This window comes from Streptomyces sp. S4.7 (genome assembly GCF_010384365.1).
Lineage (GTDB): Bacteria > Actinomycetota > Actinomycetes > Streptomycetales > Streptomycetaceae > Streptomyces.
The window spans coordinates 1121199-1148188 of record NZ_CP048397.1 but is presented as its reverse complement, the minus strand read 5'-3'; the positions used below and the strand labels follow the sequence as shown (position 1 = coordinate 1148188).

At 70.6% G+C, this 26990-nt stretch carries 24 protein-coding genes and 1 pseudogene; 21 read left to right on the top strand and 4 right to left on the bottom strand.

Features of this window, described 5'->3' with window-relative positions; all coding sequences use genetic code 11:
• The first annotated feature begins 3 nt into the window (after nucleotides 1-3).
• From pgsA to SSPS47_RS04900, 15 genes are all read left to right on the top strand, one after another.
• Nucleotides 4-660 (top strand): phosphatidylinositol phosphate synthase, encoded by a 657-nt coding sequence (gene pgsA, locus SSPS47_RS04970; RefSeq protein ID WP_203557788.1) that lies wholly within the window; start codon nucleotides 4-6, stop codon nucleotides 658-660.
• Nucleotides 657-1637: a phosphatidylinositol mannoside acyltransferase gene (locus SSPS47_RS04965; protein WP_147877629.1), complete on the top strand. Its 981-nt coding sequence runs from the start codon at nucleotides 657-659 to the stop codon at nucleotides 1635-1637. Before pgsA ends, SSPS47_RS04965 begins: the two co-directional genes overlap by 4 nt.
• Nucleotides 1634-2797 carry a glycosyltransferase family 4 protein gene (locus tag SSPS47_RS04960; RefSeq protein WP_164249027.1) on the top strand — a complete coding sequence of 388 codons (1164 nt, stop codon included), beginning with the start codon at nucleotides 1634-1636 and terminating at the stop codon, nucleotides 2795-2797. Before SSPS47_RS04965 ends, SSPS47_RS04960 begins: the two co-directional genes overlap by 4 nt.
• 148 nt (nucleotides 2798-2945) lie before the next feature.
• Nucleotides 2946-3488, top strand: a complete 543-nt coding sequence (locus SSPS47_RS04955) for a hypothetical protein (RefSeq protein WP_078078298.1) — start codon at nucleotides 2946-2948, stop codon at nucleotides 3486-3488.
• A gap of 134 nt (nucleotides 3489-3622) precedes the next feature.
• Nucleotides 3623-4537: a pyridoxal 5'-phosphate synthase lyase subunit PdxS gene (gene pdxS / locus SSPS47_RS04950; protein ID WP_164249025.1), complete on the top strand. Its 915-nt coding sequence runs from the start codon at nucleotides 3623-3625 to the stop codon at nucleotides 4535-4537.
• Between the two features lie 22 nt (nucleotides 4538-4559).
• Nucleotides 4560-5132: a pyridoxal 5'-phosphate synthase glutaminase subunit PdxT gene (gene pdxT / locus SSPS47_RS04945; RefSeq protein WP_164254388.1), complete on the top strand. Its 573-nt coding sequence runs from the start codon at nucleotides 4560-4562 to the stop codon at nucleotides 5130-5132.
• Nucleotides 5133-5194: 62 nt separating this feature from the next.
• On the top strand, nucleotides 5195-5947 hold the full coding sequence (locus SSPS47_RS04940; RefSeq protein WP_164249023.1) for a YebC/PmpR family DNA-binding transcriptional regulator: 753 nt from the start codon (nucleotides 5195-5197) through the stop codon (nucleotides 5945-5947).
• Between the two features lie 201 nt (nucleotides 5948-6148).
• On the top strand, nucleotides 6149-6757 hold the full coding sequence (gene ruvC / locus SSPS47_RS04935; RefSeq protein WP_164249021.1) for a crossover junction endodeoxyribonuclease RuvC: 609 nt from the start codon (nucleotides 6149-6151) through the stop codon (nucleotides 6755-6757).
• A complete protein-coding gene (gene ruvA / locus SSPS47_RS04930) occupies nucleotides 6703-7326 on the top strand; it encodes a Holliday junction branch migration protein RuvA (protein WP_164249019.1) in 624 nt (207 codons plus the stop codon). Before ruvC ends, ruvA begins: the two co-directional genes overlap by 55 nt.
• Before the next feature lie 93 nt (nucleotides 7327-7419).
• The gene (ruvB, locus tag SSPS47_RS04925) at nucleotides 7420-8538 is read left to right on the top strand and encodes a Holliday junction branch migration DNA helicase RuvB (RefSeq protein ID WP_239064780.1); all 1119 of its coding nucleotides are present in this window, start codon (nucleotides 7420-7422) and stop codon (nucleotides 8536-8538) included.
• 164 nt (nucleotides 8539-8702) lie between these two features.
• Nucleotides 8703-9194, top strand: coding sequence for a preprotein translocase subunit YajC (gene yajC / locus SSPS47_RS04920; protein ID WP_147877622.1), 492 nt, complete (start codon nucleotides 8703-8705; stop codon nucleotides 9192-9194).
• Nucleotides 9195-9338: 144 nt separating this feature from the next.
• Nucleotides 9339-11141: a protein translocase subunit SecD gene (secD, locus tag SSPS47_RS04915; RefSeq protein WP_164249017.1), complete on the top strand. Its 1803-nt coding sequence runs from the start codon at nucleotides 9339-9341 to the stop codon at nucleotides 11139-11141.
• 1 nt (nucleotide 11142) lies between these two features.
• Nucleotides 11143-12282, top strand: coding sequence for a protein translocase subunit SecF (gene secF / locus SSPS47_RS04910; RefSeq protein WP_164249015.1), 1140 nt, complete (start codon nucleotides 11143-11145; stop codon nucleotides 12280-12282).
• Nucleotides 12279-12824: an adenine phosphoribosyltransferase gene (locus SSPS47_RS04905; protein ID WP_164249014.1), complete on the top strand. Its 546-nt coding sequence runs from the start codon at nucleotides 12279-12281 to the stop codon at nucleotides 12822-12824. The genes secF and SSPS47_RS04905 overlap by 4 nt, the downstream gene beginning before the upstream one ends.
• Before the next feature lie 274 nt (nucleotides 12825-13098).
• Nucleotides 13099-15723 carry a bifunctional (p)ppGpp synthetase/guanosine-3',5'-bis(diphosphate) 3'-pyrophosphohydrolase gene (locus tag SSPS47_RS04900; RefSeq protein ID WP_164249012.1) on the top strand — a complete coding sequence of 875 codons (2625 nt, stop codon included), beginning with the start codon at nucleotides 13099-13101 and terminating at the stop codon, nucleotides 15721-15723.
• Nucleotides 15724-15791: 68 nt separating this feature from the next.
• Here SSPS47_RS04900 and SSPS47_RS04895 read toward each other — a convergent pair whose 3' ends face one another.
• Both SSPS47_RS04895 and SSPS47_RS04890 read right to left on the bottom strand, forming a co-directional pair.
• Nucleotides 15792-17021 carry a DUF349 domain-containing protein gene (locus SSPS47_RS04895; RefSeq protein WP_164249010.1) on the bottom strand — a complete coding sequence of 410 codons (1230 nt, stop codon included), beginning with the start codon at nucleotides 17019-17021 and terminating at the stop codon, nucleotides 15792-15794.
• 248 nt (nucleotides 17022-17269) lie between these two features.
• Entirely contained in the window at nucleotides 17270-18058 is a 789-nt protein-coding gene (locus SSPS47_RS04890) for a peptidylprolyl isomerase (protein WP_164249009.1), read from the bottom strand.
• A gap of 192 nt (nucleotides 18059-18250) precedes the next feature.
• On the opposite strand from SSPS47_RS04890, the gene SSPS47_RS04885 reads away from it, so the two are divergent.
• The 4 genes from SSPS47_RS04885 to SSPS47_RS04870 all read left to right on the top strand — a co-directional run bounded on the left by SSPS47_RS04885 (nucleotide 18251) and on the right by SSPS47_RS04870 (nucleotide 22445).
• Nucleotides 18251-18964 (top strand): MBL fold metallo-hydrolase, encoded by a 714-nt coding sequence (locus SSPS47_RS04885; RefSeq protein WP_147877615.1) that lies wholly within the window; start codon nucleotides 18251-18253, stop codon nucleotides 18962-18964.
• 13 nt (nucleotides 18965-18977) lie between these two features.
• Nucleotides 18978-20240, top strand: a complete 1263-nt coding sequence (hisS, locus tag SSPS47_RS04880; RefSeq protein ID WP_164249007.1) for a histidine--tRNA ligase — start codon at nucleotides 18978-18980, stop codon at nucleotides 20238-20240.
• Between the two features lie 156 nt (nucleotides 20241-20396).
• Entirely contained in the window at nucleotides 20397-21032 is a 636-nt protein-coding gene (locus tag SSPS47_RS04875) for a vitamin K epoxide reductase family protein (protein ID WP_147877613.1), read from the top strand.
• Nucleotides 21033-21077: 45 nt separating this feature from the next.
• A complete protein-coding gene (locus SSPS47_RS04870) occupies nucleotides 21078-22445 on the top strand; it encodes a replication-associated recombination protein A (protein WP_147877612.1) in 1368 nt (455 codons plus the stop codon).
• A 36-nt stretch (nucleotides 22446-22481) separates the two neighbouring features.
• On the opposite strand, the gene SSPS47_RS04865 is transcribed toward SSPS47_RS04870, so the two are convergent.
• Entirely contained in the window at nucleotides 22482-23159 is a 678-nt protein-coding gene (locus SSPS47_RS04865) for a DUF2470 domain-containing protein (protein WP_164249005.1), read from the bottom strand.
• A gap of 180 nt (nucleotides 23160-23339) precedes the next feature.
• Between SSPS47_RS04865 and rpsD the strand changes: the two genes are divergently transcribed.
• Entirely contained in the window at nucleotides 23340-23954 is a 615-nt protein-coding gene (gene rpsD, locus SSPS47_RS04860) for a 30S ribosomal protein S4 (protein ID WP_147877610.1), read from the top strand.
• Between the two features lie 49 nt (nucleotides 23955-24003).
• Here rpsD and SSPS47_RS04855 read toward each other — a convergent pair.
• Nucleotides 24004-26305: pseudogene (locus SSPS47_RS04855) on the bottom strand (regulator).
• Nucleotides 26306-26518: 213 nt separating this feature from the next.
• Here SSPS47_RS04855 and SSPS47_RS04850 point away from each other — a divergent pair.
• The gene (locus SSPS47_RS04850) at nucleotides 26519-26989 is read left to right on the top strand and encodes a DUF948 domain-containing protein (RefSeq protein WP_147877608.1); all 471 of its coding nucleotides are present in this window, start codon (nucleotides 26519-26521) and stop codon (nucleotides 26987-26989) included.
• The last annotated feature ends 1 nt before the right edge of the window (nucleotide 26990 follow it).

The window sequence follows — 26990 nt, the reverse complement described above, 5'->3', positions numbered from 1 at the left end:
GCCATGCTGAACAAGTACGCGCGTGCATTCTTTACGCGTGTCCTCACTCCGTTCGCCGCGTTTCTGCTCCGCCGGGGGGTGAGCCCCGACGCTGTGACGCTCATCGGTACGGCGGGAGTGATGGCCGGAGCGCTGTTCTTCTTCCCCCGCGGAGAGTTCTTCTGGGGCACCATCGTCATCACGCTCTTCGTCTTCTCCGACCTCGTCGACGGCAACATGGCGCGGCAGGCCGGGATCTCCAGCCGGTGGGGAGCCTTCCTGGACTCCACGCTCGACCGCGTCGCCGACAGCGCGGTCTTCGGCGGATTCGCGCTCTGGTACGCGGGGACCGGCGACAACAACGTGCTGTGCGCGGTGTCGATCTTCTGCCTGGCGAGCGGCCAGGTCGTCTCGTACACGAAGGCCCGCGGCGAGTCCATCGGACTGCCCGTGGCGGTCAACGGACTCATCGAGCGCGCCGAGCGGCTGGTCATCTCGCTGGTGGCGGCGGGGCTCGCGGGGCTCCACGCGTTCGGCGTGCCCGGCATCGACATCCTGCTGCCGATCGCGCTGTGGGTGGTGGCCGTGGGCAGTCTGGTGACCCTCGGACAGCGCGTGGTGACCGTACGGCGGGAGTCCGCCGAGGCGGACGCCGCCAGTGCGACCGAGTCCGCTTCATGAGCGGCGCGCAGGACCGGATCGTCGACGCGCTGTACGGGCTCGGCTGGAGCACCGTCAAGAAGCTCCCCGAACCGGCGGCCAACGCACTCGGCAGGACCATCGCCGACACCGTGTGGAAGCGGCGCGGCACGGGTGTGCTGCGGCTCGAAGCGAATCTGGCCCGCGTGGAGCCCGGCGCGGGCCCCGAGCGCCTGGCGGAGCTGTCGAAGGCCGGCATGCGCTCGTACATGCGGTACTGGATGGAGTCGTTCCGGCTGCCCGTCTGGAGCGCGGAGCGGGTACGCGACAGCGTCGAGATCAAGGACATACACCTCCTCAACGAGGGCCTGGAGAGCGGGCGGGGCGTCGTCCTCGCGCTGCCTCACCTCGCCAACTGGGATCTGGCGGGCGCCTGGCTGACCCGGGGGATGGGCGTTGCGTTCACGACCGTCGTGGAACGGCTGAAGCCCGAATCACTCTTCGACCGCTTCGTCGAATACCGCGAGAGCCTCGGTATGGAGGTGCTGCCGCACACCGGCGGCAGCGCCTTCGGGACACTCGCCAGGCGGCTGCGGGCCGGTGGCCTGGTCTGTCTGGTCGCCGACCGCGATCTGTCCGCGTCGGGCGTCGAGGTGACGTTCTTCGGTGAGAAGACACGGATGCCGGCCGGGCCGGCGATGCTGGCCCAGCAGACCGGGGCACTGCTGTTCCCCGTGACGCTCAACTTCGACGGGCCCAAGCTCATGCGCGGGCGGGTGTATCCGGCCGTCGAGGTGCCGGAGACAGGCAAACGGGCCGAAAAGTCGTCTGTGATGACACAGGCCCTGGCGGACAAGTTCGCCGTCGGCATCGCCGAGCACCCGGAGGACTGGCACATGCTGCAACGTCTGTGGCTCGCGGACCTCGAACCGCGTACCGGCGACAGCGCCGGAGAGGCCGGAAGCGCCGAAGGCGCCGGGACCGCGGGGAGCACCGAGCGCGCCGGGGGGACCGGGTGAAGATCGGCATCGTCTGCCCGTACTCCTGGGACGTACCGGGCGGAGTGCAGTTCCACATCAGGGATCTCGCGGACCATCTGATCCGCCTCGGCCACGAGGTCTCGGTGCTCGCGCCCGCCGACGACGACACACCGCTCCCGCCGTTCGTGGTGTCCGCCGGGCGGGCCGTACCCGTCCCGTACAACGGCTCCGTCGCCCGGCTCAACTTCGGCTTCCTGGCCGCCGCCCGGGTACGGCGCTGGCTGCACGACGGCACCTTCGACGTCATCCACATCCACGAGCCCACGGCGCCCTCGCTCGGACTGCTCACCTGCTGGGCGGCGCAGGGTCCGATCGTCGCGACGTTCCACACGTCGAACCCGCGCTCGCGCGTGATGCTCGCCGCGTATCCGATCCTCCAGCCGGCGCTGGAGAAGATAAGCGCGCGGATCGCCGTCAGCGAGTACGCGCGGCGCACGCTGGTCGAGCACCTGGGCGGCGACGCCGTCGTCATCCCCAACGGTGTCGACGTCGGCTTCTTCTCCGACGCCGAGGTCAACCCCGAGTGGCGGGGCGGCACGATCGGCTTCATCGGGCGCATCGACGAACCCCGCAAGGGGCTGCCCGTCCTGATGAAGGCCCTGCCGACGATCCTCGAAGCCTTCCCGCGGACCAGACTGCTGGTCGCCGGACGCGGTGACGAGAAGGAAGCCGTTGAGGCGCTTCCCAAGAAGATGCGTGAGCGCGTCGAATTCCTCGGCATGGTGAGCGACGAGGACAAGGCGCGGCTGCTGCGCAGTGTCGACGTGTACGTGGCGCCCAACACCGGGGGCGAGAGCTTCGGCATCATCCTGGTCGAGGCGATGTCGGCGGGCGCCGCGGTGCTGGCGAGCGACCTGGACGCGTTCGCGCAGGTACTGGACCAGGGCGAGGCGGGCGAACTGTTCGCCAACGAGGACGCGGACGCGCTGGCCGAGGCGGCGATACGGCTCCTGGGGGACCCGGAGCGCCGCGACGAGCTGCGCCGGCGCGGGAGCGCGCACGTGCGGCGCTTCGACTGGTCGACGGTGGGCGCGGACATCCTGGCGGTCTACGAGACGGTGACCGACGGGGCGGCGTCGGTGGCCACCGACGAACGCGTGGGCCTGCGGGCCCGCTTCGGCCTGGCGACCCGCGACTGAGCGGCAGCCGGGCCCGGCCCGGTCCGGCCGGACGGGCTCCTCGGAGCTCGTCCGGCGATCGGGGACACCAGGGGACCGGGGCCCGCCCACGGTTTCGGGCAGGGGCGGGGTGGGGGAACACGACCCCGCCCCCAGTAGCCTGCCGTTCGTGACCGAAACCCTGATCTGGATCTTCGCCGGGCTGTTGGCGATCGGCCTCTACCTCAGCTGGACCGCCGGCCGCCTCGACCGTCTCCACTCACGGATCGACGCCGCCCGCGCCTCCCTCGACGCCCAACTGCTGCGCCGCGCCTCGGTCGCCCAGGAGCTGGCCACCGCCGGTGTCCTCGATCCCGCCGCCTCGATCGTGCTCTACCAGGGCGCGCACGCCGCCCGCCAGGCCGAGGAGGAGCAGCGCGAGGTGGCCGAGAGCGAGCTGAGCGAGGCGCTGCGGGCGGTGTTCGGGGAGGTCGCGCAGGTCGAGGCCGTACGGGAGGCTCCCGGCGGTGAGGAGGCCGCGACCGAGCTGGCCGCCGCCGTACGCCGCGTTCCCATGGCCCGGCGCTTCCACAACGACTCCGTACGCGCGGCCCGCGCCCTGCGCCGGCACCGCACGGTCCGCTGGTTCCGGCTCGCCGGCCACGCGCCGTTCCCGCTCGCCTTCGAGATGGACGACGAGCCGCCGGTCGCCCTCGCCGACCGCCCCCAGTAGCGCACCGGCCCGGCAGGCCCGCGGGCGTGAGAACGATCCACCGGCCTCCCATTGGCCCTTGCTGTGGACTGGTCCCGAGAGGTTTGCTGCGCAGGTCGAACCGCTCCCTTCCCGTCCCCCAGTGAGGTCGTCCCGTGTCCAGCACGCTTCCCACCGACAGCCAGACCCCCGAGACCGGCACCGCGCGCGTCAAGCGCGGCATGGCCGAGCAGCTCAAGGGCGGCGTGATCATGGATGTCGTCACGCCCGAGCAGGCGAAGATCGCCGAGGACGCCGGAGCGGTCGCCGTGATGGCGCTGGAGCGCGTTCCCGCCGACATCCGTAAGGACGGCGGCGTCGCGCGGATGTCCGACCCCGACATGATCGACGGCATCATCGGGGCCGTCTCGATCCCGGTGATGGCCAAGTCCCGCATCGGCCACTTCGTCGAGGCCCAGGTCCTCCAGTCGCTCGGCGTCGACTACATCGACGAGTCCGAGGTGCTGACCCCCGCCGACGAGGTCAACCACGCCGACAAGTGGGCCTTCACCACACCGTTCGTCTGTGGCGCGACCAATCTGGGCGAGGCCCTGCGCCGGATCGCCGAGGGCGCGGCCATGATCCGCTCCAAGGGCGAGGCCGGCACCGGCAACGTCGTCGAGGCCGTGCGCCACCTGCGCCAGATCAAGAACGAGATCGCCAGGCTGCGCGGCTACGACAACAACGAGCTGTACGCCGCCGCGAAGGAACTGCGCGCCCCGTACGAGATCGTCGAGGAGGTCGCCGTGCTCGGCAAACTGCCCGTCGTGCTGTTCTCCGCGGGCGGCGTGGCCACCCCGGCGGACGCCGCGCTGATGCGCCAGCTCGGCGCCGAGGGCGTCTTCGTCGGCTCCGGAATCTTCAAGTCCGGCGACCCCGCCAAGCGCGCCGCCGCCATCGTCAAGGCCACCACCTTCTACGACGACCCCAAGATCGTCGCGGACGCCTCGCGCAACCTCGGCGAGGCCATGGTCGGCATCAACATCGACACCCTGCCCGAGTCCGAGCACTACGCGAACCGTGGCTGGTGACCAGGGCGCCGCGCGCGGCCCGCTGATCGGCGTCCTGGCCCTCCAGGGCGACGTACGGGAGCACCTGGCCGCCCTTGCGGCGGCCTGCGCGGTGCCCACGACCGTCCGGCGGCCGGACGAACTGGCCGCCGTCGACGGCCTGGTGATCCCCGGCGGGGAGTCCACGACCATGTCCAAACTTGCCGTCCTCTTCGGGATGCTGGAGCCGCTGCGCGAGCGCGTACGCGCCGGGATGCCGGTCTACGGCACCTGCGCCGGCCTGATCCTGCTCGCCGAGAAGATCCTCGACCCGCGCTCGGGTCAGGAGACGGTCGGCGGGATCGACATGATCGTCCGCAGGAACGCCTTCGGGCGGCAGAACGAGTCCTTCGAGGCGGCCGTCGACGTCGCGGGTGTGGGACCGGTGGACGGGGTCTTCATCCGGGCGCCGTGGGTCGAGTCCGTGGGCGCGGAGGTGGAGGTGCTCGCCGAGCACGGCGGGCATGTCGTCGCCGTACGGCAGGGCAACGCCCTCGCCACCGCGTTCCACCCCGAACTCACCGGCGACCACCGGCTGCACGGCTTCTTCACCGAGATGGTGCGCTCCGCGGGGTGAGGGGATCCCGGTAGGATCTCTGCCGAACGGAGCAGGATTGGTTACGCGAAGGAGACAGGCAGATGTCCGGCCACTCTAAATGGGCTACGACGAAGCACAAGAAGGCCGTGATCGATGCCAAGCGCGGCAAGCTCTTCGCGAAGCTGATCAAGAACATCGAGGTCGCCGCCCGCACCGGCGGCGCCGACGTCGACGGCAATCCGACCCTTTTCGACGCCATCCAGAAGGCGAAGAAGAGTTCGGTGCCGAACAAGAACATCGACTCGGCCGTCAAGCGCGGCGCCGGCCTGGAGGCCGGTGGCGCCGACTACGAGACGATCATGTACGAGGGCTACGGACCCAACGGTGTCGCCGTCCTCATCGAGTGCCTCACCGACAACCGCAACCGCGCCGCGTCCGACGTCCGCGTCGCGATGACCCGCAACGGCGGCTCGATGGCCGACCCCGGCTCCGTGTCCTACCTGTTCCACCGCAAGGGCGTCGTGATCGTCCCCAAGGGCGAGCTGGGCGAGGACGACGTCCTGGGCGCCGTCCTCGACGCGGGCGCCGAGGAGGTCAACGACCTCGGTGAGTCCTTCGAGGTGCTCAGCGAGGCCACCGACCTGGTCGAGGTCCGCACGGCGCTCCAGCAGGCCGGCATCGACTACGACTCGGCCGACACCAACTTCGTCCCGACCATGCAGGTCGAGCTGGACGAGGACGGCGCACGGAAGATCTTCAAGCTGATCGACGCGCTGGAGGACAGCGACGACGTGCAGAACGTCTTCGCCAACTTCGACGTCTCGGACGACGTCATGGAGAAGGTCGACGCCTGACCCGCCGACGTCATCGGCGCGCGGTCGTCATCGGCACGGTCACCGGCGTCAACTCGGCTCAACGCGACGGGCCGACGGGGACACACCCCCCGTCGGCCCGCCGCGTTGTCGGTGCCTACCGATACTGTGCTGATCAGGGGTTCTGACTCACCGGCAGAACAGGTGATCGGGCGGACCGGGAGTGCGAGGGGGAGGGGCGCGATGCGGGTACTGGGCGTGGACCCCGGGCTGACACGGTGCGGTGTCGGTGTCGTCGAGGGCGTCGCGGGGCGCCCGCTGACGATGCTCGGCGTCGGAGTCGTGCGGACGTCCGCCGACGCGGACCTCGGATCGCGGCTGGTCGACATCGAGCGTGGCGTGGAAGCCTGGCTGGAGGAGCACCGGCCCGAACTGGTCGCCGTGGAGCGGGTGTTCAGCCAGCACAACGTCCGCACCGTGATGGGGACGGCCCAGGCCAGCGCCGTCGCCATGCTCTGCGCCGCACGCCGCGGCATCCCCGTCGCCCTGCACACACCCAGCGAGGTCAAGGCCGCCGTCACGGGCAGCGGGCGCGCCGACAAGGCCCAGGTCGGTGCCATGGTGACCCGGCTGCTGCGGCTGGACGCCCCGCCCAGACCGGCCGACGCGGCCGATGCCCTGGCCCTCGCCATCTGTCACATCTGGCGCGCCCCCGCGGTCAACCGCCTCCAGCAGGCGCACGCCGCGGCCAAGGCGTCCCGCCCCTCAGGCAACGTACCCGTACGGAAGGTCTCCCGATGTTCGCCTTCGTCAGCGGCCCGGTGGCCGCGCTCGCCCCGACCACCGCGGTGATCGAGGTCGGCGGTGTCGGCATGCTGGTCCAGTGCACGCCCGCCACCCTCGCCGGGCTGCGGATCGGCGAGGAGGCCAGGATCGCCACGTCGCTGGTCGTCCGGGAGGACTCGCTCACGCTGTACGGCTTCGCCGACGACGACGAGCGCCAGACGTTCGAGCTGCTCCAGACCGCGAGCGGCGTCGGTCCGCGGCTGGCCCAGGCGATGATCGCGGTGCACTCGCCCGACACGCTGCGCGTCGCCGTCGCCACGGGTGACGAGAAGACGCTGACCGCCGTCCCCGGCATCGGTAAGAAGGGGGCCCAGAAACTCCTGCTGGAGCTGAAGGACCGCCTCGGCGCGCCTGTCGGCACGCCCATCGGCAGACAGGGCGTCGCCGCCGCCCCCGCGTCCTGGAACGATCAGCTCCACTCGGCACTGATCGGCCTCGGGTACGCGACGAGGGAGGCCGACGAGGCGGTCGCGCTGGTCGCGCCCCAGGCGGAGGCGGCGATCGAGGCGGGCGAGGCCCCCGCCGTACCGCGACTCCTGCGCGCCGCCCTCCAGTCGCTCAACCGGACCCGCTGACCCGGGCCCGCCGCCCCGCCACACCGACCTGCCGCGCCGGCCGAACTCCACGGGACCCTCCACGGGCGTCCCGATTCCACGAGGTGATCCACAGTGAACTGGGACGACAGCCGCAGCGGGACGCCGGGCGGCCCCCCGGCGGACCGGACCGGCGGACCCGACCCGGCCGACGGCGCCGAACGGCTCGTCGGCGCGTCGGCCGACGGCGAGGACCAGGCGGTCGAGGCGGCCCTGCGGCCCAAGTCGCTGGACGAGTTCGTCGGGCAGGAGCGCGTACGCGAACAGCTCGACCTCGTCCTGAAGGCGGCCCTCGCCCGGGGCGCCACCGCCGACCACGTCCTGCTCTCCGGCGCCCCCGGCCTCGGCAAGACCAGCCTCTCCATGATCATCGCCGCCGAGATGGGCGCCCCCATCCGCATCACCTCGGGCCCCGCCATCCAGCACGCGGGCGACCTCGCCGCGATCCTCTCCTCCCTCCAGGAGGGCGAGGTCCTCTTCCTCGACGAGATCCACCGGATGTCCCGGCCCGCCGAGGAAATGCTCTACATGGCCATGGAGGACTTCCGCGTCGACGTCATCGTCGGCAAGGGCCCCGGCGCCACCGCCATCCCGCTGGAGCTCCCGCCGTTCACCCTCGTGGGCGCCACCACCAGGGCCGGACTGCTGCCGCCCCCGCTGCGCGACCGCTTCGGTTTCACCGCGCAGATGGAGTTCTACGAGCCCGTCGAGCTGGAACGGGTGATCCACCGCTCCGCGCACCTGCTCGACCTGGAGATCGACGCGGACGGGGCCGCCGAGATCGCCGGACGCTCACGGGGCACGCCCCGCATCGCCAACCGGTTGCTGCGCCGGGTCCGCGACTACGCGCAGGTCAAGGCCGAGGGCTGGATCAACCGCGACATCGCCGCGGTAGCCCTTCGGGTGTACGAGGTGGACGAACGGGGTCTCGACCGGCTGGACCGCGCCGTGCTCCAGGCCCTGCTCAAACTGTTCGGCGGGGGACCCGTCGGTCTGTCGACTCTCGCCGTCGCGGTCGGGGAGGAGCGCGAGACGGTCGAGGAGGTCGCCGAGCCCTTCCTCGTACGGGAGGGGCTGCTCGCCCGTACACCGCGCGGCCGGGTGGCGACCCCCGCGGCATGGGCCCACCTCGGGCTCACGCCACCCCTGCCGGGGCCGGGCGCAAGCGGACAACCGGGGCTGTTCGGGGCGTGAGCGCGCAGTCACTCGCCCAGGCAGGAACCCCGGTGCCATGCTGGGCGTTGTTCCAATGATGCGGACTCGCTTAGACTCCGCCGATGCCGCCCGTAACGGTCGGCTACCCACCCCCGTATACCAGGCCGCTCCACAGCGCGGTCGTGCGAAGGAAGTTCCCTCCCGTGAGTCTCGTGACCCTTCTCCCCTTCATCGTGCTCATCGGGGCCATGTTCCTGATGACCCGGTCCGCCAAGAAGAAGCAGCAGGCCGCCGCGCAGATGCGCGACGAGATGCAGCCCGGCACCGGTGTCCGGACGATCGGGGGCATGTACGCCACCGTCAAGGAAGTGCACGACGACACGGTCCTCCTTGAGGTCGCCCCGGCCGTCCACGCCGTGTACGCGAAGAACTCCATCGGCGCGGTCCTCACCGACGCGGAGTACAACCGCATCGTGCACGGCGACGAGGAGGAGCTGGAGGACGACGCTCCCGTCGTCCCCGACGACGCGTCCTCGCTGACCGAGGAGGACGACGCCCCGAAGCTCGACCTGGGCAAGAAGGACGGTCCTGACGCCGCCGCGGCCGACGTCGAGGCGCCCAAGGCCGACGCGGACGCCGAGAAGGCCGAGTCCACCAAGGACGGCAAGGCCGACGGCGAGAGCGGCGCGAAGTAGTCACCTCCGGCACCGCGCTGCGCCCCCGGGCGCACTGCGGCTCCCGGAGCATGCCGACATTCGCATGGGCAGGTCCCCACAACACTTCGTTGCCGTTCCGTCGCTCACCCGGCGTGGGGCGGTTGGACAGGGAGAAACGAAAAGGTGGCAGCACCTCAGAAGGGCCGAAGGCAGACGGGGGCCCCGGGAAAGCCGGGGCGCACCCTGATTCTGTTCCTGATCGCGATGATCGCCCTCGTCGGAGGGATGTTCGGGGCCGGTGAGCTCACACCGCGCCTCGGCATCGACCTCGCCGGTGGTACGACCATCACGCTCAAGGCCAAGAGCTCGCCGGGCCAGGCGAACGCGGTCAACGAGACCAACATGAACACCGCGGTCGGCATCATCGAGCGTCGTGTGAACGGTCTCGGCGTTCAGGAGGCCGAGGTTCAGACCCAGGGATCCGACAACATCATTGTCAACATCCCCAAGGGCACGAACTCCCAGCAGGCTCGTGAGCAGGTCGGCACCACCGCTCAGCTGTACTTCCGGCCGGTCCTGACCCTCGGCCCCGGTGACCCCTCCACGCAGCAGCCGCCGCCGGACGCGAGCCCGGCCCCGAGCGCCGATTCGTCGAAGAGCCCCAGCCCCTCGGGCAGCGACAAGGACGGCGACAAGCCGGACAAGGAGTCGGCGGACCCGCCGGCGGCCGAGGCTCCCAGCGCCTCGGAGACCACCCAGGGCCGCGCCCTGACGGAGGACCTGAAGGCCGACGCGACGCCCACGCCGTCCGGCTCCGACAAGCCCGAACCCTCCGCCAGCCCGTCGGCGAGCGAGCCCGCGACGCCGCCCGCCGACCCCGCGACGGAGAAGCTCCAGGCCGATTTCGCCGCGCTCGACTGCACGAACGAGAAGGCCAGGGGCGCCCTCGGGGACAACGCGAAGTCGGGCCAGCCGACGCTCGCCTGCGGTGAGAACGACGGAGTCTGGGAGAAGTACATCCTCGGCCCCGCCGAGGTGGGCGGCAAGGACGTCGACGACGCCAACGCCACCATCAACCAGCAGACCGGCCAGTGGATCGTCCAGATGGACTTCACGGGCGGTGGCTCGAAGAAGTTCCAGGCCATCACCAGCAAGCTCTCGCAGCAGCAGGCCCCGCAGAACCAGTTCGCCATCGTCCTCGACGGTGAGGTCGTCTCGGCGCCCTCGGTGCGCCAGACGCTGAGCGCCAACGCCGAGATCTCCGGCAACTTCACCCAGGAGTCCGCGCAGGACCTGGGCAACATCCTGTCGTACGGCGCGCTGCCCCTGACCTTCCGTGAGGAGACCGTCACCACGGTCACCGCCGCGCTCGGCGGTGAGCAGCTGCACGCCGGTCTGATCGCCGGTGCCATCGGTCTCGCGCTGGTGATCATCTACCTGGTGCTCTACTACCGGGGTCTGGCGCTGATCGCGATCGTCAGCCTGCTGGCCTCGGCGGTCATGACGTACGCGATCATGACTCTGCTCGGGCCGGGTATCGGCTTCGCCCTCAACCTTCCCGCGGTGTGTGGTGCGATCGTTGCGATCGGCATCACGGCGGACTCGTTCATCGTGTACTTCGAACGAATCCGTGACGAGATCAGAGAGGGCCGTACGCTCCGGCCCGCCGTCGAACGGGCATGGCCGAGGGCCCGGCGCACGATCCTGGTCTCCGACTTCGTGTCGTTCCTCGCCGCGGCCGTGCTGTTCACCGTGACCGTCGGCAAGGTGCAGGGCTTCGCGTTCACGCTCGGCCTGACCACGCTGCTCGACGTCGTCGTCGTGTTCTTCTTCACGAAGCCGATCATGACGCTGGTCGCCCGCACGAAGTTCTTCTCCAGCGGTGGTTCGTGGTCCGGTCTCGATCCGAAGCGCCTCGGGGCCAAACCGCCGTTGCGCCGCAGTCCCCGCCGTCTCAGCGCCCCCATCGACCCGAAGGAGGCGTGAGATGTCGCGACTCGGCGATCTCGGCGCCCGGCTCTACCGCGGCGAAGTCGGTTACGACTTCGTCGGGAAGCGCAAGTTCTGGTACGCGCTCTCGATCCTCATCACCATCGCGGCCATCGCGGGCCTGGCGGTGCGGGGGCTCAACATGGGCATCGAGTTCAAGGGCGGTGCCGTCTTCAACACCCCGAAGACGAGCATCTCCGTGGCGGCGGCGCAGGACCACGCGGAAGAGGCCTCCGGCCACGACGCGATCGTCCAGAAGCTCGGCAACGGCGGACTGCGCATCCAGGTCACCGAGCTGAACACCGCGCAGGCCGACAAGGTCCAGGCCCAGCTCGCGCAGGACCTGGACATCCCCCAGGAGAAGATCAACGCCGACCTGGTCGGTCCGAGCTGGGGCAAGCAGATCGCCAACAAGGCGTGGACGGGTCTCGGGATCTTCATGATCCTGGTGGTGATCTATCTCGCGATCGCCTTCGAATGGAGAATGGCGGTCGCCGCGCTGATCGCCCTGATCCACGACCTCACGATCACGGTCGGTGTGTACGCGCTGGTCGGCTTCGAGGTCACCCCGGGTACGGTGATCGGTCTGCTGACCATTCTCGGTTACTCGCTCTACGACACGGTGGTGGTCTTCGACAGCCTCAAGGAGGGGTCGAAGGACATCACCAAGCAGACGCGCTTCACCTACAGCGAGGTCGCCAACCGCAGCATCAACTCCACCCTGGTGCGTTCCATCAACACCACCGTGGTCGCGCTGCTGCCGGTCGCCGGTCTGCTGTTCATCGGTGGCGGTGTCCTCGGCGCCGGCATGCTGAACGACATCTCGCTGTCGCTGTTCGTCGGTCTCGCCGCCGGTGCGTACTCGTCGATCTTCATCGCCACTCCGCTGGTCGCCGACCTCAAGGAGCGCGAGCCGTCGATAAGGGCACTGAAGAAGCGCGTCCTCGCCAAGCGCAAGGCCGCCGCGGCCAAGGGCGAGGCGCCCGACTACTCGGACGAGGGTCCGGGCGAGCCGAGGGGCTCGGAGCCGGACGACGGTGAGCCCGCGGAGCGGGACATCCCGCCCGCCGCCGCCGTCGCGGGTCCCCGCAGCCACGGCGGCCGTGGCCGCGGCCGTCCGTCCGGGAAGCGTCGATGACCGACGACAGCACGAGGGAGTTGCTCCTCAGCCGGATCCGTGAGGTGCCCGACTATCCGAAGCCGGGTGTGATGTTCAAGGACATCACACCGCTGCTCGCGGATCCGAAGGCGTTCGCGGCGCTGACCGACGCGCTCGCGGAGCTCTCGGTGCGGCACGGTGCCACGAAGATCGTCGGCCTGGAGGCGCGCGGTTTCATCCTGGCCGCGCCGGTCTCGGTGCGTGCCGGCATCGGCTTCATCCCCATCCGCAAGGTGGGGAAGCTGCCCGGTGCGACGCTGTCGCAGACGTATGACCTGGAGTACGGCAGCGCCGAGGTGGAGGTCCACGCGGAGGACCTCCAGGAGGGCGACCGCGTCATCGTCATCGACGACGTGCTCGCCACCGGCGGCACCGCCGGGGCCTCGGTCGAACTCGTGCGCCGGGCCGGCGCCGAGGTGGTGGCCGTGGCCGTCCTGCTGGAACTGGGCTTCCTGGGCGGCAGGGACCGTCTGGAGCCGCTTCTGCTCGGCGCTCCGCTGGAGGCACTGATCAAGGTCTGACCCACACCGTCACGGGTGACGAGAAAGCGTCGTGACGAGATGCGGCACAAGCGGACACTCCGGGAATTCCACCCGGAGTGTCCGCGTTCTGTTCTCATCGGCCCGGAATCTCTCCGCGTCCCTTCGACAGGTGCTCTGAACAGGCCCCGCGGGGGAGTGGGAGGGCGTGTGCGCGCCCGCGCGGGCACCGGTCCCGTGAGCACCGGCGCGACGGGGTCGATACCATGGCCGTTCCGGACCTGACCGGGGGACCCGGAAAGCACGAGGAGCGCTCTTGCCAGACGAGGCCCAGCCACTCGCCGCCGCCCAGCCCGATCCGCACGCAGACCAGGGCACCGCGGCGCCTGCCGCGCCGCAGAAGCCGGCGGACGCGGCGGGGACGGCTGCGCGCACGCCCGCCGAGCGGAACGGATCCGGACGCAACGGATCCGCCCCGGCGCGGAACGGCTCGAAGCCCCTGGACCCGGCGGCCGGCGGGGCACCGGCGCCCGGTCCCGCCCCGGAGCCCACCCCCGGCTCCTCGCCCGCCAAGAGCCGGCTCCCGGTCCCCGTCACCGCCCCCAAGCCCACCCCCGCCGCCCCCTCGCGCTCCGGTGGGTCCTCCAACCGCGTACGCGCCCGGCTGGCCCGTCTCGGCGTCCAGCGCTCGTCGCCGTACAACCCGGTCCTCGAACCGCTGCTGCGGACCGTACGCGGCAACGACCCCAAGATCGAGACCGCCGTGCTCCGCCAGATCGAGCGCGCCTACCAGGTCGCCGAACGCTGGCACCGCGGCCAGAAGCGCAAGAGCGGCGACCCCTACATCACCCACCCCCTCGCCGTGACGACGATCCTCGCCGAGCTCGGCATGGACCCGGCCACGCTGATGGCGGGGCTGTTGCACGACACCGTCGAGGACACCGAGTACGGCCTGGACACACTCCGCAAGGACTTCGGCGACCAGGTCGCGCTCCTGGTCGACGGTGTCACCAAGCTCGACAAGGTCAAGTTCGGCGAGGCCGCCCAGGCCGAGACCGTGCGCAAGATGGTCGTCGCCATGGCCAAGGACCCGCGCGTCCTGGTCATCAAGCTCGCCGACCGGCTGCACAACATGCGCACCATGCGCTATCTCAAGCGGGAGAAGCAGGAGAAGAAGGCCCGCGAGACGCTGGAGATCTACGCCCCGCTGGCCCACCGCCTGGGCATGAACACCATCAAGTGGGAGCTGGAGGACCTCGCCTTCGCGATCCTCTACCCCAAGATGTACGACGAGATCGTCCGGCTCGTCGCCGAGCGGGCGCCCAAGCGCGACGAGTACCTCGCCATAGTGACCGACGAGGTCCAGTCCGATCTGCGCGCCGCCCGCATCAAGGCGACCGTCACCGGCAGGCCCAAGCACTACTACAGCGTCTACCAGAAGATGATCGTGCGGGGCCGGGACTTCGCCGAGATCTACGACCTGGTGGGCATCCGGGTCCTCGTCGACACGGTCCGCGACTGCTACGCGGCGCTCGGCACCGTCCACGCCCGGTGGAATCCGGTGCCGGGGCGGTTCAAGGACTACATCGCGATGCCCAAGTTCAACATGTACCAGTCGCTGCACACGACGGTCATCGGACCCAGCGGCAAGCCCGTCGAGCTCCAGATCCGTACGTTCGACATGCACCGCCGCGCCGAGTACGGCATCGCCGCGCACTGGAAGTACAAGCAGGAAGCCGTCGCCGGGGCGTCCAAGGTCCGCACCGACGTGCCCAGACACGCCGGCAAGGGCGGCGCGGGCCAGGACACCGTCAACGACATGGCGTGGCTGCGCCAGCTGCTCGACTGGCAGAAGGAGACCGAGGACCCCAGCGAGTTCCTGGAGTCCCTGCGCTTCGACCTGTCGCGCAACGAGGTCTTCGTCTTCACGCCCAAGGGCGACGTCATAGCGCTGCCGGCCGGGGCCACCCCCGTCGACTTCGCCTACGCCGTCCACACGGAGGTCGGCCACCGCACCATAGGAGCACGGGTCAACGGGCGGCTCGTGCCCCTCGAATCGACCCTCGACAACGGCGATCTCGTCGAGGTCTTCACCTCCAAGGCGTCGGGCGCCGGACCCTCCAGGGACTGGCTGGGCTTCGTCAAGTCGCCACGGGCCAGGAACAAGATCCGCGCGTGGTTCTCCAAGGAGCGCCGCGACGAGGCGATCGAACACGGCAAGGACGCCATCGCCAAGGCGATGCGCAAGCAGAACCTGCCGATCCAGCGGATCCTCACCGGCGACTCGCTCGTCACGCTCGCGCACGAGATGCGCTACCCCGACATCTCGTCCCTGTACGCGGCGATCGGCGAGGGTCATGTCGCCGCGCAGGGTGTCGTACAGAAGCTCGTGCAGGCGCTCGGCGGCGAGGAGGCCGCCAACGAGGACATCGCCGAGAGCGCACCGCCCTCGCGCGGACGCTCCAAGCGCCGCTCCAGCAGCGACCCCGGTGTGGTCGTCAAGGGCGTCGAGGACGTGTGGGTGAAGCTCGCCCGCTGCTGTACACCCGTCCCGGGTGATCCGATCATCGGCTTCGTCACGCGGGGCAGCGGCGTCTCCGTACACCGCGCGGACTGCGTCAACGTCGACTCGCTGTCGCAGCAGCCGGAGCGGATCCTCGAAGTCGAATGGGCGCCCACCCAGTCGTCCGTCTTCCTCGTCGCCATCCAGGTCGAGGCCCTGGACCGGTCCCGGTTGCTGTCCGACGTCACACGCGTCCTGTCCGACCAGCACGTCAACATCCTGTCGGCGGCCGTCCAGACCTCCCGCGACCGGGTCGCCACCTCGCGCTTCACCTTCGAGATGGGCGACCCGAAGCACCTGGGGCACGTACTGAAGGCGGTACGGGGCGTGGAGGGCGTGTACGACGTCTACCGGGTCACCTCGGCCCGCAGACCGTAGGCCACCGGACGACGGAGCGGCCCGGCGGCGGGATCACCGCCGGGCCGCTCCGTCGTCGTGCGCCCGCGTCAGCCGCCGAACTCCTGAAGACCCTTCAGCGCCTGGTCGAGCAGCGCCTGCCGGCCTTCGAGCTCCTTCGCCAGCTTGTCGGCCCTGGCGTTGTTGCCCGAGGCGCGCGCCGCGTCGATCTGCGTACGCAGCTTGTCGACGGCCGCCTGGAGCTGCCCCGTCAGACCCGCGGCACGCGCACGCGCCTCCGGGTTCGTACGGCGCCACTCGTTCTCCTCGGACTCCTGAAGCGCCCGCTCGACGGTCTGCATCCGGCCCTCGACGCGGGGCCTGGCGTCGCGCGGCACGTGCCCGATCGCCTCCCAGCGCTCGTTGAGCGCCCGGAACGCGGCACGGGCCGCCTTCAGGTCCGTCACCGGGAGCAGCCGCTCGGCCTCGGTCGCCAGCTCCTCCTTGAGTTTCAGATTCTCGCTCTGCTCCGCGTCACGCTCGGCGAAGACCTCGCCGCGGGCGGCGAAGAAGACGTCCTGGGTACCGCGGAAGCGGTTCCACAGATCGTCCTCGGCCTCGCGCTGCGCGCGGCCCGCGGCCTTCCACTCCGTCATCAGCTCGCGGTACCGGGCCGCCGTCCCGCCCCAGTCCGTGGAGCCCGACAGCGACTCGGCCTCGGTGACCAGCTTCTCCTTGGCCTTGCGGGCCTCCTCGCGCTGCGCGTCGAGCGAGGCGAAGTGCGCCTTGCGGCGCTTGGAGAACGCCGAGCGCGCGTGCGAGAAGCGGTGCCACAGCTCGTCGTCGGACTTCCGGTCGAGCCGCGGCAGGCTCTTCCAGGTGTCCACCAGCGCGCGCAGCCGCTCACCCGCGGAGCGCCACTGGTCGCTCACCGCCAGCTCCTCGGCCTCCGCGACCAGCGCCTGCTTCGACTCACGCGCGGCGTCCGTCTGCTTGGCCTTCTGGACCTTGCGCTCCTCACGGCGCGCCTCGACCGTGGCGACAAGCCCGTCGAGACGCGTACGCAGCGCGGCGAGATCCCCGACCGCGTGATGCTCGTCCACCTGCGCGCGCAGGTGATCGATGGCGGACTGCGCGTCCTTGGCCGAGAGATCGGTGGTCTTCACCCGCCGTTCGAGAAGGCCGATCTCGACCACCAGGCCCTCGTACTTGCGCTCGAAGTAGGCCAGTGCCTCCTCGGGAGAGCCTGCCTGCCACGATCCGACGACCTGCTCGCCCTCGGCCGTGCGCACGTACACGGTGCCTGTCTCGTCGACTCGGCCCCACGGGTCGCTGCTCACAGCGCCTCCTCCACCTGATGCCTGCGAGGGGTGCCCCCCGGGCATCGTCCACAGTTTCCTGGACGGGCATCGCCCGTCTTCCGCGACGCGAAAGCCGATCCGCCGAAGCCGATCCGCGCGCCGCACAACGCCAATCTAGGTGACCGGCGGCCCGGCTGTCCGCACTGCGCACGGCCGAAATTCGCGGGGTACGGCACCGGGGTGCTCCGAGGGGCCGTGCCACGGGCCGTGCCGCCGGTCACCCGCTCTCACGTCTTGTCGACGGTGCCCTTCTCGACGGTGACGGTCTTCTTCGGCGCACCGTCACCCTTGTTGTCACCGGTGACACCCCCGGCGGCGACGGCCTTCACGGTCTTCAGGCCCTCGGCGTCCATCGCCCCGAACGGGGTGTACGAGGGCGGCAGCTTGGTGTCCTTCCACACGAGGAAGAACTGGCTGCCGCCACTGTTCGGCTGGCCGGTATTCGCCATCGCCACCGACCCCGCGGGGTAGGTCACCGCGCCGTCCGCGGCGGGCTTGCCGAGCGCGTCCAGATTCTCGTCCGCGATGGTGTAGCCCGGACCACCGGTGCCGTCGCCCTTGGGGTCGCCGCACTGGAGCACGAAGATGTTCTCCGTGGTCAGGCGGTGACACTTCGTGCCGTCGAAGAACTTCTTGTCGGCGAGCGACTTGAAGGAGTTCACCGTTTCGGGCGTCTTCGCCGCGTCCATCGCGATACCGATGTCGCCCTGGCTGGTCTTGAGTGACATCGTGTACTTGGCCTTGGCGTCGATCGTCATCTTCGGCCCGGCGGGCTTGCTCTCGCTCGGCGACGGCGGCGCCGACGGGTTGTCCGCGGCGCTGTCCTTCTTGCCGCCGTCGTCCGTCAGACCCGCGATGGCGTACGCGCCGCCGCCCGCCGCCACCACGACGGCCAGCGCCGCGGCGATGACCGCGTTACGGCGCCGGGCCTTGTTGCGGATCTCCGCCCGGCGCTGCTGCTGTCGCTCGAACTTCTCCCTGGCAAGCTGGCGCCGGCGCTGCTCGCTGTTGACCACCGGGTCGTCTCCTCGTGTCTTCGTGGGCCCTGTTGTGGAGCTGTGCTGAGGCGGTGCTCAGACGGTGCTCACCACCAAGTCCTGTGAACGCCTGACTAGCCCCGTACGTTATATGGGTTACCTGTGTAATGAGGAGCGCCGGTAGGCTCTGATCTGCTGCAATCCACCGACGGACGACATTTGAGGACGATCGTGCTTATTGCCGGGTTCCCGGCCGGGGCCTGGGGGACCAACTGTTATCTGGTCGCCCCCGCCGCGGGCGAGGAGTGCGTGATCATCGACCCCGGCCACCAGGCCACCGAAGGCGTCGCGGAGACGATCGCCAAGCACCGCCTCAAGCCCGTCGCCGTCATCCTCACCCACGGCCACATCGACCATGTCGCGTCGGTGGTCCCCGTGTGCGGCGCGCACGACGTGCCCGCGTGGATCCACCCGTCGGACCGGTACATGATGAGCGACCCCGAGAAGGCCCTCGGCCGCTCCATCGGGATGCCGCTCATGGGCGAGCTGACCGTGGGGGAGCCCGACGACGTCAAGGAGCTGGGCGACGGCGCGGAGCTGGCACTGGCGGGCCTGAACTTCGGCGTCGCGCACGCGCCCGGCCATACGAAGGGGTCGGTGACCTTCAGGGTGCCCGAGGCCGCGGACATCCCGTCCGTCCTCTTCTCGGGCGACCTGCTGTTCGCCGGCTCCGTCGGACGCACCGACCTGCCCGGCGGCGATCCGGCCGAGATGCTCGACTCGCTGGGCCGTGTGTGCCTGCCGCTCGACGACTCGACCGTGGTGCTGTCCGGCCACGGCCCCCAGACGACCATCGGCCGGGAGCGAGCCACCAACCCCTATCTGCGCGAGGTGGCCGCAGGCTACGGAGGCGGCGAGAGTGCCGCTCCGCGACGAGGAATGTGACGCAGCGAATCCCATGAACACCTTTCAGGCCCCCAAGGGCACCTACGACCTGCTTCCGCCGGACTCCGCCGTGTACCTCGCGGTGCGCGAGGCGATCTCCGCACCGCTGAAGAACTCCGGTTACGGCTACATCGAGACCCCCGGCTTCGAGGACGTCGAACTCTTCGCCCGCGGCGTCGGCGAGTCCACCGACATCGTCACCAAGGAGATGTACACCCTCACCACCAAGGGCGGCTCCGAGCTGGCGCTGCGCCCCGAGGGCACCGCCTCCGTGCTGCGCGCGGCGCTCGAAGCGAACCTGCACAAGGCCGGCAACCTCCCCGTCAAGCTCTGGTACTCGGGCTCGTACTACCGCTACGAGCGCCCGCAGAAGGGCCGCTACCGCCACTTCTCGCAGGTCGGCGCGGAAGCGATCGGCGCCGAGGACCCGGCGCTCGACGCCGAGCTGATCATCCTCGCCGACCAGGCGTACCGCTCGCTCGGGCTGCGCGGCTTCCGCATCCTGCTGAACTCCCTGGGCGACAAGGAGTGCCGCCCCGTCTACCGGGAGGCGCTCCAGGGCTTCCTGCGCGACCTCGACCTGGACGACGAGACCCGTCGGCGCATCGAGATCAACCCCCTGCGGGTCCTGGACGACAAGCGCCCCGACGTACGGCGGCAGCTCACCGGCGCTCCGAAGCTGCGCGACTACCTGTGCGAGGCGTGCCGGGCGTACCACGCCGAGGTGCGCGAGCTGCTGACCGCGGCGGGTGTCGCGTACGAGGACGACGAACGGCTCGTACGGGGCCTGGACTACTACACCCGCACGACCTTCGAGTTCGTCCACGACGGCCTCGGCGCGCAGTCCGCGGTCGGCGGCGGCGGGCGCTACGACGGGCTCTCGGAGATGATCGGCGGCCCGGCGCTGCCGTCCGTCGGCTGGGCGCTCGGTGTGGACCGTACGGTGCTGGCGCTGGAGGCCGAGGGCATCACCCTCCAACTGCCGCCCGCCACCAGCGTGTTCGCGGTGCCGCTCGGCGAGGAGGCGCGCCGGCTGCTGTTCGGCGTGGTCACCGAGCTGCGCCGGGCCGGGGTCGCGGCCGACTTCAGCTACGGCGGCAAGGGGCTCAGGGGCGCCATGAAGAACGCCAACCGCTCGGGCGCGCGCTTCACGATCGTCGCCGGTGAGCGCGATCTCGCCGAGGGAGTGGCCCAGGTCAAGGACATGGAGAGCGGCGAGCAGAAACCCGTACCGCTCGACGCACTGGTGGCCGACCTCACGGCGAAGCTCGTCTGACCACGCGGGACCACCGAAAGGCCCCGGACACCACCGAGTGTCCGGGGCCTTTCGCGTACCTCCTTATCTCCATCGAACGGTGGATACGGGCACGGGTACGGCAGAATGGCTGAGCCCTCTGCTTCAGGTGCAGGCCACGAGTGATGGAACGGCGATATGACGAGTGCAGCGCTTGACGACGTGTCCGCCGACCGGGCGGAGCACGGCGCCACCGGTCCGATCGGGGCCGGGCGGGTGCTGGCGTGGCTGCTGGTGGTGACGGGCGCGGCGGGTGTGCTGGCGTCGTGGGTGATCACGATCGACAAGTTCAAGCTGCTGGAGGACCCGGGGTTCACGCCGGGGTGCAGTCTGAACCCGGTGGTCTCGTGCGGGAACATCATGACGAGCGACCAGGCGTCGGCCTTCGGCTTTCCCAACCCGATGCTTGGCCTGGTCACCTACGCGGTCGTGGTGTGCGTGGGGCTGGGCTTGCTGGCGGGGGCGCGGTACCGGCGCTGGTTCTGGCTCGGGCTGAACGCCGGGATGCTGTTCGGTGTCGGTTTCTGCACCTGGCTCCAGTACCAGTCGCTGTACAACATCAACTCACTGTGCCTGTGGTGCTGTCTCGCCTGGGTGGCGACGATCGTGATGTTCTCCTACGTCACGACGCACAACGTCACACGCGGGATCATCCCGGCGCCTCGGTGGCTGCGCGGCGTCATGGGGGAGTTCCACTGGGTGCTGCCGGTTCTGTGGACCGGGATCATCGGGATGCTCATCCTGACCCGCTGGTGGGACTTCTGGACCGGCTGACCGCGCCGGTCCGCACTGTCGGTGGGCTGACATAGGGTTCTGAATGTGGAGCCCGACCTCTTTACCGCAGCGGCCGAAGACCGCCAGGAGAACGACCCGTCCAGCAGCCCGCTCGCTGTACGGATGCGCCCGCGAGTCCTTGACGAGGTCGTCGGCCAGGGTCATCTGCTGAAGCCCGGCTCCCCGATGCGGCGACTGGTCGAGCAGGCCGCGCGGGGCAGGGGACCCGCGGGCCCCTCGTCGGTCCTTCTCTGGGGCCCGCCCGGCACGGGCAAGACGACGCTCGCCTATGTCGTCTCCAAGGCGACCGACGCGCGCTTCGTGGAGCTCTCCGCGATCACCGCGGGCGTCAAGGAGGTCCGCGCGGTCATCGACGGTGCCCGGCGCGCGTCCGGCGGCTTCGGCAAGGAGACCGTCCTCTTCCTGGACGAGATCCACCGCTTCAGCAAGGCCCAGCAGGACTCCCTGCTGCCCGCCGTGGAGAACCGCTGGATCACGCTCATCGCGGCCACCACCGAGAATCCGTACTTCTCGGTCATCTCCCCGCTGCTCTCGCGCTCCCTGCTGCTGACGCTGGAGCCGCTCACGGACGACGACCTGCGCGCCCTGCTGCGGCGCGCGCTCACCGAGGAGCGCGGCCTCGGCGGCGCGGTCTCCCTCCCGGACGACTCCGAGGCACATCTGCTGCGGATCGCGGGCGGAGACGCCCGGCGTGCCCTGACCGCCCTGGAGGCCGCGGCGGGCGCCGCCATCTCCAAGGGCGAGAAGGAGATCAGTCTCGGCACGGTCGAGGAGACGGTCGACCGCGCGGCCGTGAAGTACGACCGCGAGGGCGACCAGCACTACGACGTGGCGAGCGCGCTCATCAAGTCGATCCGCGGCTCGGACGTGGACGCGGCCCTGCACTATCTGGCCCGCATGATCGAGGCGGGCGAGGACCCCCGGTTCATCGCCCGCCGGCTGATGATCTCGGCCAGCGAGGACATCGGCCTGGCCGACCCGACGGCCCTGCCCACCGCCGTCGCGGCGGCCCAGGCCGTGGCGATGATCGGCTTCCCGGAAGCCGCGCTCACCCTGAGCCACGCCACCATCGCGCTGGCGCTGGCCCCCAAGTCGAACGCGGCGATGAACGCGATCTCCGCCGCGCTGGAGGACGTGAAGAAGGGGCTGGCCGGTCCCGTACCGACGCATCTGCGCGACGGTCACTACAAGGGCGCGGCCAAGCTCGGTCACGCGCAGGGGTACGTCTATCCGCACGATGTGCCGGGCGGTATCGCCGCGCAGCAGTACGCCCCGGAAGAGGTGCGGGGCAAGCGGTACTACGAACCGACGCGGTACGGCGCGGAGGCGCGGTACGCGGACGTGGTCGAGAAGGTCCGCGAACGGCTGCGCGGCGACGCTCCCTCCAGCTGAGCGGTGTGCGGTTCCCCCGATCGTTCCCGCCGCCGCTCAGCGGCTCGCCGCGTCGAAGAGCGCGTGCATGGCGCGGCGCAGTTCGCCCACGTCACGCACCGGCTCCGGGAAGTCGAAGCGGGCGTCGAAGCAGTTGACGCCCGTGAAGCGCACCCGCAGTCCGAAGCGGTCCACACCGACCGGTACGGCCGCCGTGCCGCCGGACCGCTCGCCGAGCAGCGAGCGCAGCGTCCGCACCTCGGCGCTGTGCGCGGCGTGCAGGTGCTGGAGCAGTTCGGCCTCGTGCTCCGACAGCGGGTCGGGTACGGCCGCGGCGAACTCGTCCGCCTCCACCGGCTCCGCGCCCCACAGGTCGTCCACGAACGCCTCGCCGACCTCCAGCCGCAGCGTCGTCCGGCCGGGCTCGGCCCCGTGCGGGAGGCGCGTCAGCCAGCCGGAGACCCAGGCGCGGCCCCGGATACGGTGGGGTACGGAGACCGGTGCGACATCGGTGACCTCCAGCACGGCGGCCAGTTCGTCGGCCTGCGCGTGCGTCGCCGCCCTGACGACGGGGGAGTCGGCCGCGAAGGCCAGCAGTACGTCACCGTCGGTGTCCACGGTCCGCGCGTCCGGCATCAACTGGTCGGGCCGCAGCGCGTCCGGACCCGGGACGAGCAGCACCGCTGAGCATGTACTCTGTACGAGAGTTCGTGTGCGCTCGGCTGCTGACGGCATCCGGGCGATTTCAAGCCCGCTGGGACGCGGCTGACCATGAGCTGATCGGACCTCCGTCGTATCGATGCCCTGCGCGTCGAGACTGTCTGTGATGCGTGTGGTGTTCCCAGGGCGACGAGACATGCGATCTCCTTTGAGTAAGGTGAGCCTAACCTAACCTACAACGGAGGTCTGGAGAACGTGCCTAACCAGTCGCGTCCCAAGGTCAAGAAGTCACGCGCGCTCGGTATCGCGCTGACGCCGAAGGCCGTGAAGTACTTCGAGGCCCGTCCCTACCCGCCGGGCGAGCACGGCCGCGGCCGCAAGCAGAACAGTGACTACAAGGTCCGTCTGCTGGAGAAGCAGCGTCTGCGTGCTCAGTACGACATCAGCGAGCGCCAGATGGCCCGCGCCTACGACCGCGCCCGCAAGGCCGGCGGCAAGACCGGCGAGGCCCTGGTCGTCGAGCTGGAGCGTCGTCTCGACGCCCTGGTCCTGCGTTCGGGCATCGCCCGCACCATCTACCAGGCCCGTCAGATGGTCGTCCACGGCCACATCGAGGTCAACGGCGGCAAGGTCGACAAGCCGTCGTTCCGCGTCCGTCCCGACGACGTCGTGATGGTCCGCGAGCGCAGCCGCGAGAAGGTTCCCTTCCAGGTCGCCCGCGAGGGTGGCTACGACACGGACGGCGAGACCCCGCGCTACCTCCAGGTCAACCTGAAGGCGCTGGCGTTCCGTCTGGACCGTGACCCGCTGCGCAAGGAAATCCCGGTCATCTGCGACGAGCAGCTCGTCGTCGAGTACTACGCCCGCTGATCACCCGCTGATCCAGGCGTGGTTCGCGTTCACCGCGAACGACCGCGCTTCAGCCCGCCGCTTCCCCGCCGATCCGGCCGGGGGAGCCGGCGGGCTCTCGCGTTTCCCGGTCGGTCCCGCGGCCCGGCTCCCGGTCCTGGTCCCGCACCGTCTCCCGGTCCCGCGCCGGCCCGCGCTCGTCCGGCGACCGGCCCGGCGGCACGGAAGCGGACACCCCCCGCGGCCCGGCCGGCGCCCGCTCGACGGTCGCCGCCTGCGACAGGGCGCGCCCCTCGGCCACCCGGGCGTCGAAAGCCTGCGCCCCCAGCGCCTCTCTCGCCCGCCGTTCGCACTGCTCGTGCGGCCCTCCGAACGTGGCGGAGCCGAACAGGGGAACCCCGACCGACCGCCAGAGCCGGGCGGCGGCGCCCTGGAGCACCGCGGCCTCCGCCGGGTCCCCCTCGCCCGCCGTCACCAGCGCCATCAGCTCCATCGCCAGCGCCAGACCGACCATGTCGTTGAAGGTGTGGTGGATGGTGACGGCCTCGCCGAGCAGGGCGCGCGCCTCGGTGAGCCGGCCGCGCGTCCAGGCCGCGGAGGCGTGGACGTAGAGCGCGTAGGACCGGGCCCAGCGCTCGCCGCTGTTCTCGCAGATCTCCCGCACATCGGCGCACAGCGCCACGGCCGCGTCCAGGTCGCCCAGGAAGACGAGGGAAAGGGCGAGTTCCGCCCGGCCCATCAGTACATTGCTGTTGATCTCGCCCAGTTCGCCGTACGAGCCGATCGCGGAGCGCAGCAGCCGCTCGGCCCGCGGCATGTCGCCGGTGAGGAGCGCGAGACAGCCCAGCCGGTGCACCGCGTAGGCGTGCGCGAGAGCGTTTCCCGTACGGGTGGCCTCCTCCCGGCACTCGTGGAGCGTGCGCGCCGCGGTCGTGTTGTCGCCCTGGAGGATCGCCACATAGCCCAGCACCCAGAGGGCCTTGAGCCGTGAGCCGTCGTGCCGTGCCCCCTCGTGCGGCGGTTCGTGGGGCGACGCGCGGGGTGGTTCGTGCGGTGAGGTGTCGGGCCGGGCGGCCGGCGCGAGGGCCCGGTCCAGCCAGTGCCGACCTTCGGTGAGCCGTCCGCAGCCGGCCCAGTAGAACCAGAGCGTGCCCGCCAGACACTGGCCCAGACGGGTCTCGCCCGCCGTCTCCAGGCAGAGTTCGATGGCGGCGCGCAGATTGGGCAGCGCGCTGTCGGTGACGGCGGCGATCTCCGCCTGCCGCGGGCTGGACCAGTCCAGTTCGCACCAGGTGGCCAGACCCATGTACCAGTCACGGTGTCTTCTGCGCATCCGGCCCGTGTCCGCCAGGGCGTCCAGCCACTCGGCGCCGTACGCCCGCACCGTGTCCAGCATCCGGTAGCGCACCCCGGCGGCCGTGTCCTCGCGCACGACCACGGACTGGGCGATCAGCTCGCCGAGTACGTCGAGGACGCCCTCGGCCTGCAGGTCCGGGCCGACGCACACGTACTCGACCGCCTCCAGGTCGAAGGGCCCGGCGAAGACCGAGAGCCGCGCCCACAGCAACCGCTCGGCGCGGGTGCACAGTTCATGGCTCCAGCCGATCGCGGTTCGGAGCGTGCGGTGGCGCGGCAGTTCGCCGCGCGAGCCCTCGGTGAGCAGCTGGAAGCGGTCGTCGATCCGGCGGAGGATCTGGTCGAGGGACAGGGCGCGCAGCCGGGCGGCGGCCAGTTCGAGCGCGAGCGGGATGCCGTCGAGCCGGCGGCACAACTCGTACGGCGTCGTCGTGTTCGTTCAGCGGGCAGCTCCCGGCCAGTACGTCGGCGGCCCGGTCGGCGAAGAGCCGCGCCGCGTCCGTCTCGTCCAACGGGGCCAGCGGGAAGGCGCGTTCGCCCTCCAGCCGCAGCGGCCTGCGGCCGACGGCCAGTACCCGGAGGCCGGGGCAGCGGCGCAGCAGGTCCCGTACCAGCTCGGCGCAGGGGTCGACGAGCTGCTCGAAACCGTCCAGCACCAGCAGGAGGCGGCGGCCGGCGAGATGGCCGCGCAGCACCTCACGCGGCTGCCGGCCGCTGTGGTCGGTGATGCGCAGCGCGTCGACGAGCGCGTGGTCGAGGAGTCCGGGGTCGCGGATCGGGGAGAGCTCGGCGAGCCAGACACCGTCGAAGCAGCGTTTCTCCAGATCCTCGGGACCCGGGGTCGTCAACGCCTGCGCGGCGGCGCGCACGGCCAGCCGCGTCTTGCCCACGCCACCCACTCCCACCAGGGTGATCAGCCGGAATCCGGTGAGGAGGCGTGTCAGCTCGGCCAGTTCGTCGGTACGGCCCACGAACCGGTTCAGCTCCGCGGGGAGATTGCCGGGGACAGGTCGCATGGGACACGCACAGTACTCACACGGAAGCGCTGCGTACAATCTGTCGACGCGACTATCCCTCCGGGCCCGCGCGGATGAGGTAGGGTCCGCGACCGCGTCAAACCGGTACGGGGAGCCGCTCCGGGCGCGATAGGGTCGAGTAGGGACTTTCCCGGGCCGCCCGGATCCGTCGGATCCGAGCCGGCCGACCAACGACGCAGAGAGCGGTGCAGCGTGACCGGTGGAGAGGTTGCCGGGATCCTGGTGGCCGTCTTCTGGGCGGTTCTGGTCACCCTCCTCGCCGTGGTGCTCGTGAGGCTGGCCCAGACGCTCAAGGCGACCACCAAACTCGTGGCGGACGTGACCGATCAGGCCGTACCGCTGCTGGCCGACGCGTCGGAGACGGTACGCGCCGCGCAGAACCAGCTCGACCGGGTCGACGCCATCGCGTCGGACGTCCAGGAGGTCACCTCCAACGCGTCGGCGCTCTCCACCACCGTGGCGTCGACCTTCGGCGGCCCCCTCGTCAAGGTCGCGGCCTTCGGCTACGGCGTACGGCGGGCGATGAGCCGCAAGGCCCCGGCCGAGCCGGCGCGCGCCGACCGTGAGGCACCGGCGCCGGCACCGTCCGCGCGCGGACGCCGCACCGTCATCGTGGGCAGGACCGTTCCGGCCGCCCGACGCAGCAGGAAGCAGAAGGGCTGAG

Bases quoted from the DNA above. Each gene is read 5' to 3' on its own strand.
- pgsA (WP_203557788.1), top strand. From the start codon at position 4: ATGCTGAACAAGTACGCGCGTGCATTCTTTACGCGTGTCCTCACTCCG.
- SSPS47_RS04875 (WP_147877613.1), top strand. From the start codon at position 20,397: ATGACGAGTGCAGCGCTTGACGACGTGTCCGCCGACCGGGCGGAGCAC.
- SSPS47_RS04965 (WP_147877629.1), top strand. From the start codon at position 657: ATGAGCGGCGCGCAGGACCGGATCGTCGACGCGCTGTACGGGCTCGGC.
- ruvA (WP_164249019.1), top strand. From the start codon at position 6,703: ATGTTCGCCTTCGTCAGCGGCCCGGTGGCCGCGCTCGCCCCGACCACC.
- SSPS47_RS04865 (WP_164249005.1), bottom strand. From the start codon at position 23,159: ATGCCGTCAGCAGCCGAGCGCACACGAACTCTCGTACAGAGTACATGC.
- ruvC (WP_164249021.1), top strand. From the start codon at position 6,149: ATGCGGGTACTGGGCGTGGACCCCGGGCTGACACGGTGCGGTGTCGGT.
- secF (WP_164249015.1), top strand. From the start codon at position 11,143: ATGTCGCGACTCGGCGATCTCGGCGCCCGGCTCTACCGCGGCGAAGTC.
- SSPS47_RS04905 (WP_164249014.1), top strand. From the start codon at position 12,279: ATGACCGACGACAGCACGAGGGAGTTGCTCCTCAGCCGGATCCGTGAG.
- hisS (WP_164249007.1), top strand. From the start codon at position 18,978: ATGAACACCTTTCAGGCCCCCAAGGGCACCTACGACCTGCTTCCGCCG.
- SSPS47_RS04940 (WP_164249023.1), top strand. From the start codon at position 5,195: ATGTCCGGCCACTCTAAATGGGCTACGACGAAGCACAAGAAGGCCGTG.